This is a genomic window from Mycobacterium colombiense, from assembly GCF_001672755.1.
Lineage (GTDB): Bacteria > Actinomycetota > Actinomycetes > Mycobacteriales > Mycobacteriaceae > Mycobacterium > Mycobacterium colombiense_C.
Genome location: NZ_LZKI01000073.1, coordinates 207,744 through 223,800, shown reverse-complemented (window position 1 = coordinate 223,800; position 16,057 = coordinate 207,744). Strand labels below are relative to the sequence as shown.

Sequence of the window (16,057 nt, the reverse complement as noted above, 5' to 3'; positions counted from 1 at the left end):
GCTGGACAACAAGCGGCTGTGGTCGAACCTGGACTGCGCTCCGTCCAACGAGACGCTGATCAAAACCTTCACGCCGGGCGAGCAGGTGACCACCGCGGTGACGTGGACGGGCATGGGCTCGGCGCCGCACTGCCCGCTGCCGCGTCCCGCTATCGGGCCGGGCACCTACAACCTCGTGGTGCAGCTGGGCAACCTGCGCTCGATGCCGGTTCCGTTCATCATGAACCAGCCGCCGCCGCCACCGGGCCCGGTGCCCGGGCCGGGTCAGCCGGGCGCCGTGCCCCAGCCGGAGGCACCGCCGGTGCCCCCGCAGCCGGCCGGCTGAGACCGAACACGCTTCAGCGCAGACCTAGCTCAATGAGTCGGTGATCGTCGACTCCGCCAGCTGCGACAGTCCCTCCCGCACGTGGCGGGCCCACATCGCGCCGATGCCGTCGACCGATTGCAGGTCGCTGGCGCTGGCCGCCAGCACGTTCTGCAGCGTCCCGAACGAGCGGACCAGTAGGTCGGCGTGGGCGAACTGCAGCCGCGGAATGCCGGCCAGCGCCTGGTAGCCGCGCGGGCTGACCGCCGAATCCTGCGCCTCGGTGGTCGTCGGATAGCCGAAAACCTTTGCCAGGATGGTGAAGTCGAGCAGCTCGGTATCCGAGAGCGCATCCAGCTCGTCCAGCGTGGCCGACATCTGCACCTCGGACAACGGCTCCGGGCTGGCGTGATAGTCGCGCACGATCAGTTCACGCGCGTTGTCGTTGCCGCCCAGCAGCTCGTCGAGCTGCAGCCGCAGTTGGCGCCCGTCGGTGCCGAGTTCGACGACGTCGTTGTCGATCACCCGGCCGATCCGACGGACCAGCTCCAGCCGCTGCACCACGGTCATGACGTCGCGCAGCGTCACGAAGTCCTCGATCTCCGCGCGCGACAGCTGCCTGCTGACCTCGTCGAGCCGGATCTTGTACCGCTCCAGGGTGGCGATGGCCTGGTTCGCCCGCGACAGGATGGTCGCCGAATCGGCGACCACGTGACGTTCGCCGCCCACGTAGACGGTCACGATGTTCATCGAATGGCTGACCGAGATCACCGGGTAGCCGGTCTGGATCGCGGCCCGCTCCGCGGAGCGGTGCCGGGTGCCCGACTCGTCGGTGGCGATGGAGGGGTCCGGGACCAGCTGCACGTTGGCCCGCACGATGCGGCTGCCGTCGGTGGACAGCACGACGGCGCCGTCCATCTTCGCCAGCTCGCGCAGCCGGGTAGGCGCGTAGCGGACGTCCAGAGCGAAGCCGCCGTCGCAGATGGCCTCGACGGCTTCGTCGTTGCCGAGCACGATCAGCGCACCGGTACGCCCACGCAGGATGCGTTCCAGGCCGTCGCGCAGCCCGGTGCCCGGCGCCAGGCGGGCGACAGTCTCACGCAGCGTCGGACGAGTCACAAAAGGTCATTCTTCAGGCCGGACGCGGCACACGTCCAGCCGCCGCGGGTTTGCGGGCGCGGCGCCGCGGTGGTCGGCGATGTCGATCATGTGCTCCAGCGCCGCCACGATGGTGGGTGCGCGCAGCGCCCGCATCCCGTTCGGCACGATCTCGCGCCGGGGATCGTCCCCGTCCGGGATGAGCGCGATGCTGAAGCCTTGGCGCGCGGCTTCGGACAGGCGCCGCTCCATGCCGCTGACCCGCCGAAGGTCCCCGGCAAGTCCCACCTCGCCGATCATCACCGCCGTGGTGGGCAGCGGCAGGTCGGCTAGCGCCGAAGCGAGCGCGACCGCGACCGCCAGGTCCGACGACGGATCGGTCAGCCGCATGCCGCCGACCGTGGACAGGTAGATGTCGTTGGCGCCGACGGGCAGCTTGGCGTGCTTCTCCAGCACTGCGGTGATCATCGCGGCCCGGGAATGGTCGATGCCGCTGACGGCGCGCCGCGGCGAGCCGCCCGCCGGCGTGGCCAGCAGCGCCTGCACCTCGCCGATGAGCGGCCGTTTGCCGTCGAGCGTCACCGTGATCGCGGTGCCGGGGACCGGGGCGGGACGCTGATCCAGGAACAGGTTCGACGGGTCGGCGACGCCCTCGATCCCGTTGTCGTGCAACAGGAAACACCCGACCTCGTCGGCGGCCCCGAACCGGTTCTTGATCCCCCGGACCATGCGCAGCGAGCCGTTGCGGTCGCCTTCGAAGTGCAGCACCACGTCCACCAGATGCTCGAGGGAACGCGGCCCGGCGATGGCCCCGTCTTTGGTCACGTGCCCGACCAGGATCAGCGCGACCGCATTGGTTTTGGCCGCGGCGGTCAGCGCCGCCGTCACCGCGCGTACCTGCGTGACGCCGCCGGCCACACCGTCGGCCTCGGTGGTGGACATGGTCTGCACCGAGTCCACGATCACCAGCGCCGGCCGGACCGTGGCGATGTGCTCGAGCACGGTGTGCAGGTCGGATTCGGCGGCCAGATAGAGCTCGTCGCTGCCGCAGCCGATGCGGTCGGCGCGCAGCCGGATCTGGCCCGCGGACTCCTCACCGGAGATGTACAGCGCGCGACGGCCGGATTGCGCCCAGCGGTGCGCGACCTCGAGCAGCAGCGTCGACTTGCCCACCCCGGGGTCACCGGCCAGCAGCGTGACCGAGCCGGGCACCACACCGCCGCCGAGCACGCGGTCGAGTTCGTCTACACCCGTCGTGCGGTGCTGGCTCGCGTTGGGCTCGATAGAGGTGATGGGCACGGCCGGCGACGCCGTGGCCAGGCCGCTGCGCCGGCCGGCGACCGCACTGAGTAGCGGGACCTCGTCAACGGTGCCCCAGGTGCCGCACTCCATGCAGCGGCCGACCCACTTCGCGGTGATATGCCGGCATTCCGAACACCGGTATTGGGAGCGCGCAGTTGCCACGCCATGACGGTATCGAGCCGCTACGACAAGCCCGCGTCACGACAGGCGGTTACCCCGCTTGGTTTTGCTGCGGCGGCGTCAACCCGGCCGAAATCGGCACGGCGACGGTGGCCTGCCCGGCCTTCTCGAAGTTGAAGGTGAAGTTGTAGAGGAGGCCGTTGGAGATCGGCTTGGCCAGATTGACGGTCGCCTTGGCCGCCGCGGTGTTGGAACCGACCGGGCCGGGAGCCACCTTCTGCCCCTCGGGCGTGCCGACGAACAGCGTCCCGCCGGCGGGTAGCCGGGCGTCGCCGCTGACCGTAACCGTGCCGATGTCGGTGGTGATGCCGACCAGCCGATCGGCGGAATTCGGCGACTGGTTGACGGCCACCAGCACCAGGTCCACGGTCCGGCCCGGCTTGAGGTAGTCGCCGCTCTGGTTGGCCTGGATCCGGATGTCGCGCAACGCCACGTTGTTGAACGTGACCTTGTTGCCGTTGATGGCGGGCTCCTGGACCGCCATCTGTGACACCTGACCGGCTCCGCAACCGCTCAGCAGGGCGGCCAGAACGGCCATCACCCCGGCGACGGCGAGCGCGGGACGGCCGAGGCGGATCTTGAAGCGGTTCACTCTCTCAGGCCTCCTGCTGAGCCGGTCCGACTGATGCAACTATGCACAGTAGTAGGAACGTCCCGCGCGCGATAGCGCGGGGCGCCAGACCAGCGCAGGAGCGCCCGAATGGGCCTCGGATAGGCCACCGCCGGGCCGCTTTCGGAGCGTTGGTAATGTGCTGCACTGCACGACTTGATCCCCATGTCAACCCCTAATCTGCGCGTGTTGTGCCCCTGACCTGCATCGTTGCTTCGCGCGTAGCTAGGCGGCCGTGTTAGGATGAAGTAACGAAAGGGGCTCGAATCAGATGATCTTCAAGGTCGGCGACACCGTTGTTTACCCGCATCACGGTGCTGCGTTAGTCGAGGCGATCGAAACCCGGACGATCAAAGGGGAACAAAAAGAATATCTCGTCTTGAAGGTGGCGCAGGGAGACCTGACAGTTCGAGTTCCCGCCGAGAACGCTGAGTACGTCGGTGTCCGCGACGTCGTCGGACAAGAAGGTTTGGACAAGGTTTTCCAGGTGCTGCGCGCGCCGCACACCGAAGAGCCGACGAACTGGTCGCGCCGCTATAAGGCAAATCTCGAAAAGCTTGCTTCCGGCGATGTCAACAAGGTCGCCGAGGTAGTCCGCGACCTGTGGCGTCGCGATCAGGAGCGCGGTCTGTCGGCCGGCGAGAAGCGGATGCTGGCCAAGGCCCGTCAGATTCTGGTCGGTGAATTGGCGTTGGCCGAGAGCACCGATGACGCCAAGGCGGAGACCATCCTCGACGAGGTTCTGGCCGCCGCTTCCTGAAGGTCCTGACACTTCGGTGGCCCCGGAGACGGGCACCTCAGGCAAAGTAGTTGCAGTCGTCCCCGCCGCAGGGTCGGGCGAACGGCTGGCCGCAGGAATTCCCAAGGCATTCTGTTTGGTTGACGGCCGCACGCTGCTGCAACGCGCCGTCGCCGGATTGCTGAATTCCGGGGTGGTCGATCACGTCGTGGTGGCGGTTCCCGCCGACCGCGTCGACGACGCCAAGCAGGTGCTGGGCGGCCACGTCGGCGCCGGGCAGGCCACCGTCGTCGCCGGCGGCGCCGACCGCACCGAATCCGTCAACCTTGCCCTGGCGGCCCTGCCGACGGCGGCACCCGAGTTCGTGCTGGTGCACGACGCCGCACGGGCGTTGACGCCCCCGGCGCTGATCACCCGCGTGGTGGAGGCGCTGCGGGGCGGGCACGACGCCGTGGTGCCCGCGCTGCGGTTGCATGACACCATCAAGGCCGTGGACGCCAACGGGGTGGTCCTGGGTACTCCGGAGCGCGCCGGGCTGCGCGCCGTGCAGACCCCGCAGGGCTTCGCCACCGAACTGCTGTTGCGCGCCTACGGGGCCTATCAGGCCGGTGGCGGCGCCGGTTTCACCGACGACGCGTCGCTGGTCGAGCATGTCGGCGGCCAGGTCCAGGTCGTCGACGGAGATCCGCTGGCGTTCAAGATCACCACCCAGCTCGATCTGTTGCTGGCCGAGACCGTGGTGCGCCGGTGAACGCGCTGCCCAGGGTGGGGCTTGGCGTCGACGTGCACCCGATCGAACCCGGGCGGCCGTGCTGGCTGCTGGGGCTGCTTTTCGCCGACGCTGACGGCTGTGCCGGCCATTCCGACGGCGACGTCGGGGCGCACGCGCTGTGCGACGCGGTGCTCTCGGCCTCCGGGCTGGGCGACGTGGGGGCGGTATTCGGGGTCGGCGATCCGCGCTGGAAGGGCGTCAGCGGCGCCGACATGCTGCGCCATGTCGCGGATCTGGTGTCGCAGCACGGCTTCCGGGTCGGCAACGCCGGCGTGCAGGTCATCGGGAACCGGCCGAAGGTCGGTCCGCGTCGGGACGAGGCGCAGCGGGTGTTGTCGGAATTGCTCGGCGCGCCGGTCTCGGTGTCGGCGACGACGACCGACGGGTTGGGGCTGACCGGACGCGGTGAGGGCCTCGCCGCCATCGCCACCGCGTTGGTGGTCCCCGCCGGGTAAGCCCGCGCAGCGCCGGGTGCCGGGGAACTACCCGGTAAGCTGGCACGTCGTGACCGATCGCGCCCGCTTGCGGCTACACGACACGGCGGCCGGTGCCGTGCGTGATTTCGTCCCGCTGCGCGAGGGTCACGTCTCCATCTACCTGTGTGGCGCCACCGTCCAGGGCCTGCCGCACATCGGCCATGTCCGCAGCGGCGTGGCCTTCGACATCCTGCGCCGATGGCTGATCGCGCGCGGCTGCGACGTCGCGTTCATCCGCAACGTCACCGACATCGACGACAAGATCCTCAACAAGGCCGCCGCGGCGGGCCGGCCGTGGTGGGAATGGGCGGCCACCTACGAGCGTGCCTTCAGCGCCGCCTACGACGCCCTGGACGTGCTGCCGCCGTCGGCCGAGCCGCGAGCCACCGGGCACATCACTCAGATGGTCGAATTAATGGGACGGCTGATCGAAACCGATCACGCCTACGCCGCCGGCGGCGACGTCTACTTCAACGTGCTCAGTTACCCGGAGTACGGGCGGCTGTCCGGGCACAAGATCGACGACGTCCACCAGGGCGAAGGCGTCGCGACCTGCAAACGCGATCAGCGCGACTTCACGCTGTGGAAGGCCGCCAAGCCCGGCGAGCCGTCCTGGCCCACCCCGTGGGGCCGCGGACGCCCGGGCTGGCACCTGGAATGCTCCGCGATGGCCCGCACGTATCTGGGACCGGAATTCGACATCCATTGCGGCGGAATGGACTTGGTCTTCCCGCACCACGAGAACGAGATTGCCCAGAGCCGCGCTGCCGGCGACGGCTTCGCCCGCTACTGGCTGCACAACGGCTGGGTGACGATGGGCGGCGAGAAGATGAGCAAGTCGCTGGGCAACGTGCTGGCCATACCGGCGTTGCTGCAGCGGGTGCGCCCCGCCGAACTGCGCTACTACCTGGGCAGCGCACATTACCGGTCGATGTTGGAATTCTCCGACAACGCCCTGCAGGACGCCGTGAAAGCCTATGTCGGCGTTGAGGAATTTCTGCACCGCGTACGGGTGCGGGTCGGTGGCGTCGAGCCCGGTCAGTGGACGCAGAAGTTCGCCGACGCGCTCAACGACGACCTGGCGGTGCCCGCCGCACTGGCCGAGGTGCACCAGGCGCGCGCCGAAGGCAACCGGGCGCTGGACTCCGGCGATCACGAAGGCGCGCTGCGACACGCCGGCGCGCTCCGCGCGATGATGGGCATCCTGGGCTGCGACCCGCTGGACGAACGCTGGGAAACCCGCGACGAGACGTCGGCGGCGCTGGCCGCCGTCGACGTGCTGGTCCAGGCGGAACTGGAGAACCGGCAGAAGGCGCGCCAGGAACGCAACTGGGCGCTCGCGGACGAGATCCGCGACCGGCTCAAGTACGCCGGCATCGAAGTCACCGATACCGCCGACGGGCCGCAGTGGGAGCTTTTGGCCCACGAAGAAAAGCGCGACAAGTAGATGGCCGGCAACTCGCGTCGCCGTGGGGCGATCCGCAAAGAGGGCACCAAGAAGGGCCCGACCGTGGGTTCGGGGGGCCAGCGCCGCCGCGGCCTGGAAGGACGCGGCCCCACCCCGCCCGCGCATATGCGCCCTAACCATCCGGCCGCCAAGCGCGCCAAGGCCCAGAGCCGTCGGCCGGCGCGGGGCCGCACCGACGAAGCCGAGACGGTGCTGGGCCGCAACCCGGTGCTCGAATGCCTGCGCGCGGGGGTTCCGGCCACCGCGCTCTACGTGGCGCTGGGCACCGAGGCCGACGAACGGCTCACCGAATCCGTCACCCGCGCAGCAGATTTGGGCATCTCCATCCTCGAGGTAACGCGTACCGATCTGGACCGGATGACCAGCAACCACCTGCATCAGGGGATCGCGTTGCAGGTGCCGCCCTACAACTACGCCCACCCCGACGACCTGGTCGCCGACGCACTCGCCTCGCCGCCGGCGCTGCTGGTCGCGCTGGACAACATCTCCGATCCCCGCAACCTGGGCGCGATCGTCCGTTCGGTGGCGGCATTCGGCGGCCACGGGGTGCTGATCCCGCAGCGCCGGTCGGCCTCGGTGACGGCGGTGGCCTGGCGCACCAGCGCCGGGGCAGCGGCCCGCATCCCGGTGGCACGCGCCACGAATCTCAATCGGACACTGACGGATTGGGCCGGCCGCGGCCTGCGGGTGATCGGTCTGGATGCCGGCGGTGAAACCACGCTCGACGACATCGACGGCACCGATCCACTGGTGGTCGTCGTGGGCTCGGAAGGCAAGGGACTGTCGCGGTTGGTGCGGCAGAACTGCGACGAAGTCGTGTCCATCCCGATGGCCGGAAACACCGAATCGCTCAACGCGTCGGTGGCCGCCGGCGTGGTACTCGCCGAAATCACCCGCCAGCGCAGGAGTTAACCCCGGTGCCCGGCCGGCCCGCGCGCCTTCTAGCGGCGCTGGGAGCGCTGATGCTGGCGGTCGCGCTGTGGCCGGTCGGCGTCGGCCGGGCCCAGGCGACCGACTTCGACCTGCAGGCCCACCGCGGGGGGCGCGGGGAGACCACCGAGGAGTCGCTGCGCGGGTTCGCCAAGGCGCTCGAATTGGGCGTCACCACATTGGAACTCGACGTCGTCCTGACCGCGGACCGGCAACCGCTGGTGTGGCATGACCCGATGATCCAGGCCGAGAAGTGCGCCGACACCGCGCCCGCGTTCGCCGGTGACCCCCACTACCCGTACGTCGGCAAGCTCGTGCACGAACTCACCGCGGCGCAGGTCAACACCCTGGACTGCGGCCGCCTGCTCGATGAGTATCCCCGGGCCGAGGTGGTGCGGGGCAACAAGATAGCGACGCTGCCGCAGGTTTTCGCGCTCGCCGACTCCTACCGCGCCGACGGGATCCGCTACAACATCGAAACCAAGGTGGAGGCCGACCGGCCCGGCGCGTCGGCCGAGCCGCAGGAGTTCGTCGACGTGATTCTGGCCGCCGTCAGGTCCGCGGGCAAGATCGACCGGGTAGAGATCCAGAGCTTCGACTGGCGGACCCTGCCGCTGGTGCGGCGCGCCGAACCGTCAATTCCATTGGCGGCCCTTTACGACGGGCACACCTGGGCACCGGACTCGCCCTGGCTGGCCGGCGAAAACGCCACGCTCATCGGCGATCCGCTGATCGGCGCGAGGCTGGTGGGCGCCGGCATCGTCTCACCGGATTATCGACTGGTCACCGGTCCAGCATACGTCGGCCGCGCACATGCGTTGGGACTCAAGGTGATTCCGTGGACCGTTGATGACACCACCGCCATGCGTCAGCAGATCGGATACGGGGTCGACGGCATCATCACCGACTATCCGACGCTGCTGCGCGGCGTGCTCGCCGAACTGGCGATGCCGTTGCCGCCGGCCTACCGGCGGGGCTAGCGCGCGGCGCTGCCGGCCAGTTCGCCGCTGTCGTGAGCCGGCCGGTCGTCGCCGCGCCGCGGTCGGCGAAGGTTCGCGCACGCGGCCCGCCACATCATGCCCGGGCGCAGCAGCCGGGAAGCGGGATCGAGAAGTGCGGTGACCCTGACGAACCGATCGACCGCGACGGCGTCGTATTCGGTCGCGGTGAGTATGCGATCGATATAGCCGTTGAGCAGCCGGGTGAGCAGCGGTGGCGTGCCCTCGATCTCGGGCAGACACAGGTCCGGGTTCGCCGACAGCTCCCACGCCTGGCGGATCGGCACCGCGGCGGCCCGGAAGAATCGCCGCGCCAAATCTTTTGCGCCCTCGGACAGGCAGTCGCGCAGCGCCAGCGCCTCCAGCGCGGCGACCGTCATGCCTTGACCGTAGATCGGGTTGAAGCTGCAGATCGCATCGCCCATCACCAGCAGGCCTTCCGGGAAGCGTTGCATCTGGTCGTAACGGCGCCACTGGCTGGACGGCTGACCGTGCCGGGTGGGCTCGCCGATGGGTTCGGCGGCTCGGACCGCGGCCAGCAGGTGGGCGGGTGCGCAGTCCTCGACGAACTCGCACATCGATGCCAGGTCCGGCTGCGGTGCATGGCCCGCTATGCCGTACACGGTGAACATCCAGGTGTCGTTCTCCGAGCGCAACATGCCCAGCCCGCGCGGCCGGCCCGGCACCGCTGCGACGATGAAACCGAATTCGTGCAGCGCGTCCGGCGCCATGCGCAGGCGTTGGCTCACGTAGGTCAGCTGTACCGGCACATGAATCTCGGCCGGCCGCTGGTAGCCCAGCGCGGTCAGCCACGCCGGGGTGCGCGCGCCGCGCCCGGTGGCATCGAGCACCAAGTCCGCGCCCAGCGTGACGTCGTGGCGGGTGCGACGGTCGACCACCCGGACGCCGGTCACCCGTCTGCGGTCCGATGTCGTGGTCAAATCCACGATGTCGTGCTCGTCGAGCAGCGTGACGGCGGGGATCCGCCGCAGTCGCGCTCGGACATGCTCCTCGAGGAACGGCCGGGTGGCCAGATATGCGGCGAACGAAGGCGCGCCCCCCGAACGCACCATCAGATGGTCGCCCAAGCAGTAGTACAGCTGCGAGAGATCACGGCCATCCAGGTGATGCGCGCCGTCGATGACCATCGCATCGAGGACGCCGGGAAACAGATGCTCGAGCGCCTGGGCGCCGCGAGGCAGCAGACCGTGCAGGTGGCGACCCTGCGGCACACCGCGGCGAGCGCAGGCCGTTTCGGGAGGGATGTCGGGCAGCGGATCGCGCTCCACCACCGTGACCGTGGCGAAGAACTCGCTGAGCGATCGCGCGGCCGTCAAACCGGCCATGCTCGCTCCCAATACCACCGCGTGGTTGCCCGTCCTTGCCATAGCCCACCGCCTGTGCTGAGCGCGTACCCGACGAGCACCATGCTCATGGGGCGAAACGGGGGCCGACAGCGTAGTCGACTACGCCACCGCCCCGGGCCGGCTACTCGCGATGCCAGCGAACGCCGACAAAGCGGCCCCGGGCGATGGCCGCGGCCCGTTATAGTCGCCGAATGATCGGCACCGAGCCGCTGGCCGGGCGGGCCAGCGAATTGGGAATCATTCGCCGTGCCCTGAGTGCGGGCGGCAACCGCACGGGCGTGGTGATCGCCGGAGCCCCCGGGGTGGGCAAGACCTGGCTCGCCCACGAGGTGCTGCGGCGCGCCGAGGCGTCGGGGGAGCGGACCAGGTGGATCGTCGGCACCGACTCGGCGCAGGCCCTGCCGCTGGGCGCGTTCATCGGGTCGATGACCGAGGCTCTGAATGAGGCGCAGTCGGATCCTTTGACCGATGTGCGACGGGTGATCAATTCGTTTGTCGCGCAACAGCGTCAACGCCGCGTGCTGATCGGGGTCGACGACGCGCACCTGTTGGACGGATTGTCCGCGATGGTCGTCCACCAGTTGGCGCAGTCGGGTGGGGTCCGGCTGGTGGTCACCGTACGCATCGGCCTCGACGAACCGGACGCGGTGACGGCACTGTGGAAAGACGGGTTGTTGGAAAGGATTGACCTCAAACCGTTTTCGGCCGCGACGACACGCGAGGTCATCGAGAGCACGCTGGACGGTCCGGTCGATGCGCGCAGCGCGGCGCGGTTCCAGAAGCTGACCGGTGGCAACGCGCTGTTCCTGCGGCAGCTGCTGGCGGATCAGGTGGCCGCCGGGCGGATGTGTAAGACGGCCGGGGTATGGATGTGGGACGGCGACGTTGCGGTCTCGGCGAGCCTGTCCGAAACGGTGGGCCGTCAGATGGGGCGGCTCAGCCCGGAAGTGGCGATGGTGATCGACACGTTGTCGCAGTGTGAGCCGCTGGCCGTCGAGGTGCTGTGCGATCTGGCGCGGCGCAGCGACTTGGCGGCAGCCGAGCGGATGGGCCTGGTGAGCATCGAACGCACCGGCGCCGGTTTGACGGCCAGACTTGCCCACCCGCTGTTCGGTGAGCTGCGCCGCGCGAGCGCCGGCGAGCTGTATCTGTCGGAGATTCGCGGCAGGCTGGCGGCGCGGCTGGGCGACGAGGGCGACGCCGACATGCAGGCCACGGTGCGCCGCGCGTTGCTGCGCCTCGAGTCGGACCTCGATGCCGACCCTGGGCTGTACCTGGAATCGGCGCGGCATGCGATGACCCTGCTGGATCTGGATCTGGCCGACCGGTTCGCCACCGCCGCAACGGAAGCCGGTGCGCCCGGGGCGGCGGGGGTGCGGGCCATGAACCTGGCGCTGCTGGGACGGGGCGAGCTGGCCGAGGCGGCGCTGCGCGCGATGGCCGACAGCGACCTGCCCGACGGCCATCACTGGGCGACCGTGCGGGCGGCCAACCTGATGTGGAATCTCTTCGACCCCCGCGGCGCGGTCGAAATCCTCGACGGACTTGTCGCGCTTGACTCCGAGACCCCCGCCCAGCGGGCGGAGCGGTTGGCGGTGCAGGCGTGCCTGGATGCGGTGGCGGCACGCTGCGAGACCGCCGTAGCAAATGCCAAGGCCGCCTTGAATTTTCCCGACCTGCCCGGCTTCCACACGATGATGGCCTCGCTCGCGTTGATCATGGCGATGGGGGCGCTGGGCCAGGTCGACGAGCTTGCCGGCGTGGCCGAGCAGACGCTGCGGCGGGCGACGACGTCGTTTCAGGCGTCGCATATGCGGTTCTGGTTCGGCGCCGTCTACGGTCGTGCCTGCCGGTTGACCGGTCGGATCGATGAATATGTCGGCACAGCAAGACAACTGGCCGAATCTTCCCGTGACATCCCCGGCCTTGCGTATGCGAACCTCGCCCTGCTGTCCGGCACCGCCGAGCTGGCTCACGGCGCCGTCGCCGAGGCGGCCCGGCTGGTACATGAGGCGGTGGCCGGGGTTCAAATACACTACGTGACAACCGGTTTGCGACCAGCGAGCTATTTCGCGCTGGCCGAGGCGCACGCGAAGCTCGGGCAGGCCGACGATGCGAACGAGGCGGTCGCCGCGGCGCGGTCCTGCGTCCCGGCGGACTTTCTGTTCATGCACACCGCCATGTCCCTGGCCGAGGGGTGGGCGATGGCGGCGAGCGGCCGGCTGGGCGAGGCCGTGGCATGCGCGACGGACGCGGCCCGGCTGGCCCGCGACCGTGGCCAGCCCACCCACGAGCTGGCCTGCATCCAGGCGGCGGCGCAGTGGGGCGACGCCGGGCACGCGGCGCGGGCGCGGGAGCTGGCCGGCGCGTTGTCGCTGCCGCTGGCCGACGCCGTCGCGTCGCACGCGGAGGCGCTGTCGGGCCGCGATGGGGAGGGCCTGCTGGCGGCCTCGGCGGCGTACCGGAGGATCGGTGATCGGGTCGCGGCCGCCGATGCGGCGGCGCAGGCCTCGGTGGTGTTCGACGAACACCAACACCGGCGCCGGGCAATGTACGCCGCGGCGTTGGCCAGGGAGCTGGCCGACGAGTGCGGTGGCCTGCACACTCCTGCGCTGCACACCCCCACGGGCCTGAAATTGTCCGGCCGACAGCGCGCCGTCATCGAACTCGTGGTGGCCGGCCTGTCCAATCGCGAGATCGCCGAGAAGCTGGTGATGTCGGTGCGCACCGTGGAGGGCCACGTGTACCGGGCCTGCCAGCGTGTGGGGGCGCAGTCGCGCGAGGAGCTGGCGTCGATCATCCGCTCGGGCCCCTGCGGCCCGCCCGCGCCCTAGAGCCCCAGCAGCCGCGCGGAGGCCCACAGCGCGAGCACCGCCACCGCCAGCGAGGCGGGCACCGTGCACACGCCCAGGCGGGTGTATTCGCCGACACCGGCGTCGACGTCGTGCTGGCGTAACACGCGCCGCCACAACAGGTTCGACAGCGAACCCACATAGGTCAGGTTGGGGCCGATGTTCACCCCGATCAGCACGGCCAACACCGCCACCGGTCCACTCGGCGCCACCAGCGGCAGCAGCACCAGCGTGGCGGGCAGGTTGTTGACGACGTTGGCCAGCACGGCGGCTATCGCGGCGATGGCGAGCAACGCCGGCAGGCCCGAACCCGACGGCAGCACCGCCGACATCGCCTTGTCCATCCCGTTGAGCATGACCGCCTGCACCACGACGCCCAGCGCCAGCACGAACACCAGAAACGACACGTTCACCGAGCGGACGATGTCGGACACCGAGGTGTGCCGGTGGCGCAGGCTGCGCACCCCGAGGACGACCGCGCCGCACAGCGCCACCCAGGCCGGCGCGATGCCCACGGATTGGGCGACCGCGAACCCGGCCAGCGTCAGCGCGACGACCACCAACACGAACACCGGCGGGCGCGGCGGCGCGCCCATCTGCTCCGGGTCCGGCTGCACCCGCAGGTCCTCGGCGAAGAACCACCGGAAGATCAGGTAGAGGACGGCCACCGCGCCCACCCACGGCGCCGCCATCACGAGCGTGAACTTGGTGAACGAGATGTTGGCGGTGTGGAAGGCCAGCAGGTTGGTCAGGTTCGACACCGGCAGCAACAGCGAGGCGCCGTTGGCCAGATGCGCGGTGGCGTAGGCGTACGGCCGCACCCGGGTACGCTGTCGCCGCACGGCGGCCAGCACCACCGGGGTCAGCAACACCACGGCGGCGTCCAGGCTCAGCACCGCGGTGATCACCGAGGCGATCACGAACACCCGCCTCAGCAGGCCGCCCGACCCGACCCGCCCCCGTGTGATCGCCGCGCCCGCGGCCTCGAACAGGCCCTCGTCGTCGCACAGCTTGGCCAACACCAGCACCGCACCCAGGAACGCCACCACCCCGGACAGGTCGGCGATCTGTTTCGCGGCCTGGTGAACCGAGATCGCGCCGACGGCGACCAGGATCAGGGCCGCCGGGACGGCCGCCAGCGCCTCGGGCCAGCCCCCGGGGCGCGCGACGGCGAACGCCAGGACAACAGCAAGCAGCAACAGCGCAAGCGTCAGGGCCAACGTCAGAACCGCTTCACTGCCAAGGGTCTTCGCGTCGCCACACCGTGGGCAGGTGGACCGCGACACCGTCCTGTGCGGCCAGCTCATCGAGGATGCCGACGGAGACGTTCAGATCGTCACCCGCATAGGGCAAGGCGCGCAACGGTTTTGTCAGCGGGCGAAAAAAGTCGTCCCAGTGGATGAGGATCACCCGGCGGGCCCCCACCGCCCGCACCGTCTCGGTCCAGTAGTCGACCAGGTATGACCGCGGCTGCAGCCCGAGCTGCCCGACGGACAGGTACACGGCGTCGGCTCGTTGACCGGCCAGGGCGCCCTTGACGAAGCCGGCACTGCCCTGGATCAGCAGCCGCCGGTCGGTCGGCAGGTGATGCACCAGCGTCGACCAGGATTCCCCGCAGCGATAGGCCGACGCCTTGACCGGCGGAGTCACCGGTTCGTCGATGACGCCGGGGAACCGGTCGGGCGGGCAGTGGTGCGATTCGATCAGGGTGACGTCGTAGGCGCCCAACCGAATCGGTTGACCGTCGACCGCGACGACGATCCGGTTTTCGGGCAGCCCGTACCCGCGCCCGACATTGGCCGCGGACAGCCCGCCGACCAGCTGCGCGCCGGTGCGATCGGCGACCAGGGCCGAGTCCAGCACGTGGTCGATGTGGGTGTGCACCGGAATGACCGCGGCCAGCCGCGAGACCTTGGCCCGGGCAAGGCATCCGTCGACGCGGGCCGGCGAGGGCGCCACCTTGCCGGCCGCGACCCTGGCCAGGCTCGGCCGGGAGAAGTATCCGTCGGTCATCAACGCCGACGAGCCGTCGTCGATCAGCAGGGTCGCCACACCCATCCAGGTCACCGAGGGCGCGCCGGGCGCGGCGGCGGGCGCGTCGAACCGGTCCGCGTACCGCGCGATGTCGGGGCGCCCGAGTTTCAGCCGCATCAGCAGAAGGCCCCGATCTCGACGCCGGACGCCTCGAGGCGGTCGCGAACGGCGGCGGCGATCTGCACGGCTCCCGGCGAATCACCATGCACGCAAACGGATTCCGCCTTCAAAGCGAGTTGTGTGCCGTCGGTCGCGGTGACCCGCCCCGAGGTGACCATGGCGGCAGCCCGGTCGGCGATCTCCGCCGGGTCTTCCAGCACCGCGCCCTGCTCACGGCGGGACACCAGCCGGCCGTCGGGCCGATACGCCCGGTCGGCGAAAGCCTCCGCGACCGTGCGTAACTCGCGGCGGGCGGCTTCGTCGAAAAACGCCGAGCCCGCCATGCCCAGCACCGGCAGCCCGGCGTCCACCAGGCGCACCGCCTCGGCCACGGCGGCGGCCTGCTCGGTGTGGGTCACGATCGTGTTGTACAGCGCGCCATGCGGTTTGACGTAGCACACCGACGAGCCGGCCGCGTGCGCTATCGCCTGCAGCGCGCCGATCTGGTACACCACGTCGGCGATCAGGTCTTCGGCGGCGACGTCGATGAAGCGCCTGCCGAACCCGGCCAGGTCGCGATAGCTCACCTGGGCCCCGATGCGGACCCCACGCGCGGCGGCCGACCGGCATACCCGCAACAGGCCCGCGGGGTCGCCCGCATGAAAGCCGCACGCGACGTTGGCGCTCGTGACGATGCCGAGCATGGCGTCGTCGTCACCCAGGCGCCAGACGCCGAAGCCCTCGCCCAGGTCGGCGTTGAGGTCGATACCGGCCACCCGCCCAGCTTATGGGGGCGCGGTCGCGCCGGCGTAGGCGAGGAGGCGGTGC

The 16,057-nt window shown here is 70.0% G+C and carries 14 protein-coding genes and 1 pseudogene; 8 read left to right on the top strand and 7 right to left on the bottom strand.

Annotation, left to right across the window (positions count from 1 at the left end; translation table 11 throughout):
• Positions 1–325 (top strand): annotated as a pseudogene (locus A5708_RS10835) (hypothetical protein); the annotation flags it as partial.
• Positions 326–349: 24 nt separating this feature from the next.
• Here the strand turns inward: A5708_RS10835 and disA are convergent.
• From disA to A5708_RS10820, 3 genes are read right to left on the bottom strand one after another with little or no spacing between them, the layout of a single operon-like run.
• Positions 350–1,423, bottom strand: a complete 1,074-nt coding sequence (gene disA, locus A5708_RS10830; protein WP_065028604.1) for a DNA integrity scanning diadenylate cyclase DisA — start codon at positions 1,421–1,423, stop codon at positions 350–352.
• Between the two features lie 6 nt (positions 1,424–1,429).
• Positions 1,430–2,866 (bottom strand): DNA repair protein RadA, encoded by a 1,437-nt coding sequence (gene radA / locus A5708_RS10825; RefSeq protein WP_065028603.1) that lies wholly within the window; start codon positions 2,864–2,866, stop codon positions 1,430–1,432.
• Between the two features lie 49 nt (positions 2,867–2,915).
• Positions 2,916–3,476, bottom strand: coding sequence for a hypothetical protein (locus A5708_RS10820; protein ID WP_065028602.1), 561 nt, complete (start codon positions 3,474–3,476; stop codon positions 2,916–2,918).
• Positions 3,477–3,765: 289 nt separating this feature from the next.
• On the opposite strand from A5708_RS10820, the gene carD reads away from it, so the two are divergent.
• From carD to A5708_RS10790, 6 genes are read left to right on the top strand one after another with little or no spacing between them, the layout of a single operon-like run.
• A complete protein-coding gene (gene carD, locus A5708_RS10815) occupies positions 3,766–4,254 on the top strand; it encodes an RNA polymerase-binding transcription factor CarD (protein ID WP_003419482.1) in 489 nt (162 codons plus the stop codon).
• Positions 4,255–4,270: 16 nt separating this feature from the next.
• On the top strand, positions 4,271–4,984 hold the full coding sequence (ispD, locus tag A5708_RS10810; protein WP_065028601.1) for a 2-C-methyl-D-erythritol 4-phosphate cytidylyltransferase: 714 nt from the start codon (positions 4,271–4,273) through the stop codon (positions 4,982–4,984).
• Positions 4,981–5,460, top strand: coding sequence for a 2-C-methyl-D-erythritol 2,4-cyclodiphosphate synthase (gene ispF, locus A5708_RS10805; RefSeq protein WP_065028600.1), 480 nt, complete (start codon positions 4,981–4,983; stop codon positions 5,458–5,460). Before ispD ends, ispF begins: the two co-directional genes overlap by 4 nt.
• A 49-nt stretch (positions 5,461–5,509) precedes the next feature.
• On the top strand, positions 5,510–6,928 hold the full coding sequence (gene cysS, locus A5708_RS10800; protein WP_065028623.1) for a cysteine--tRNA ligase: 1,419 nt from the start codon (positions 5,510–5,512) through the stop codon (positions 6,926–6,928).
• Entirely contained in the window at positions 6,929–7,861 is a 933-nt protein-coding gene (gene rlmB / locus A5708_RS10795; RefSeq protein ID WP_065028599.1) for a 23S rRNA (guanosine(2251)-2'-O)-methyltransferase RlmB, read from the top strand. It begins immediately after the preceding gene.
• A gap of 50 nt (positions 7,862–7,911) precedes the next feature.
• Positions 7,912–8,859 carry a glycerophosphodiester phosphodiesterase gene (locus tag A5708_RS10790; RefSeq protein ID WP_065028598.1) on the top strand — a complete coding sequence of 316 codons (948 nt, stop codon included), beginning with the start codon at positions 7,912–7,914 and terminating at the stop codon, positions 8,857–8,859.
• Here A5708_RS10790 and A5708_RS10785 read toward each other — a convergent pair.
• On the bottom strand, positions 8,856–10,223 hold the full coding sequence (locus A5708_RS10785) for an FAD-dependent oxidoreductase (protein ID WP_231117867.1): 1,368 nt from the start codon (positions 10,221–10,223) through the stop codon (positions 8,856–8,858). The genes A5708_RS10790 and A5708_RS10785 overlap by 4 nt on opposite strands.
• 212 nt (positions 10,224–10,435) lie before the next feature.
• Here A5708_RS10785 and A5708_RS10780 point away from each other — a divergent pair, with 212 nt between their 5' ends.
• Positions 10,436–13,078: a LuxR C-terminal-related transcriptional regulator gene (locus tag A5708_RS10780; RefSeq protein WP_065028596.1), complete on the top strand. Its 2,643-nt coding sequence runs from the start codon at positions 10,436–10,438 to the stop codon at positions 13,076–13,078.
• On the opposite strand, the gene A5708_RS10775 is transcribed toward A5708_RS10780, so the two are convergent.
• Genes A5708_RS10775 through A5708_RS10765 form a run of 3 tightly spaced genes read right to left on the bottom strand, consistent with a single transcriptional unit; the run spans position 13,075 to position 16,005 of the window.
• Entirely contained in the window at positions 13,075–14,316 is a 1,242-nt protein-coding gene (locus tag A5708_RS10775) for an SLC13 family permease (protein ID WP_065028595.1), read from the bottom strand. The two genes, A5708_RS10780 and A5708_RS10775, sit on opposite strands and share 4 nt — an antisense overlap.
• Before the next feature lie 13 nt (positions 14,317–14,329).
• Complete coding sequence (locus A5708_RS10770) at positions 14,330–15,247, bottom strand: MBL fold metallo-hydrolase (RefSeq protein ID WP_065028594.1); 918 nt, start codon at positions 15,245–15,247, stop codon at positions 14,330–14,332.
• The gene (locus tag A5708_RS10765) at positions 15,247–16,005 is read right to left on the bottom strand and encodes a LamB/YcsF family protein (protein ID WP_065028593.1); all 759 of its coding nucleotides are present in this window, start codon (positions 16,003–16,005) and stop codon (positions 15,247–15,249) included. The genes A5708_RS10770 and A5708_RS10765 overlap by 1 nt, the downstream gene beginning before the upstream one ends.
• Between the last annotated feature and the right edge of the window lie 52 nt (positions 16,006–16,057).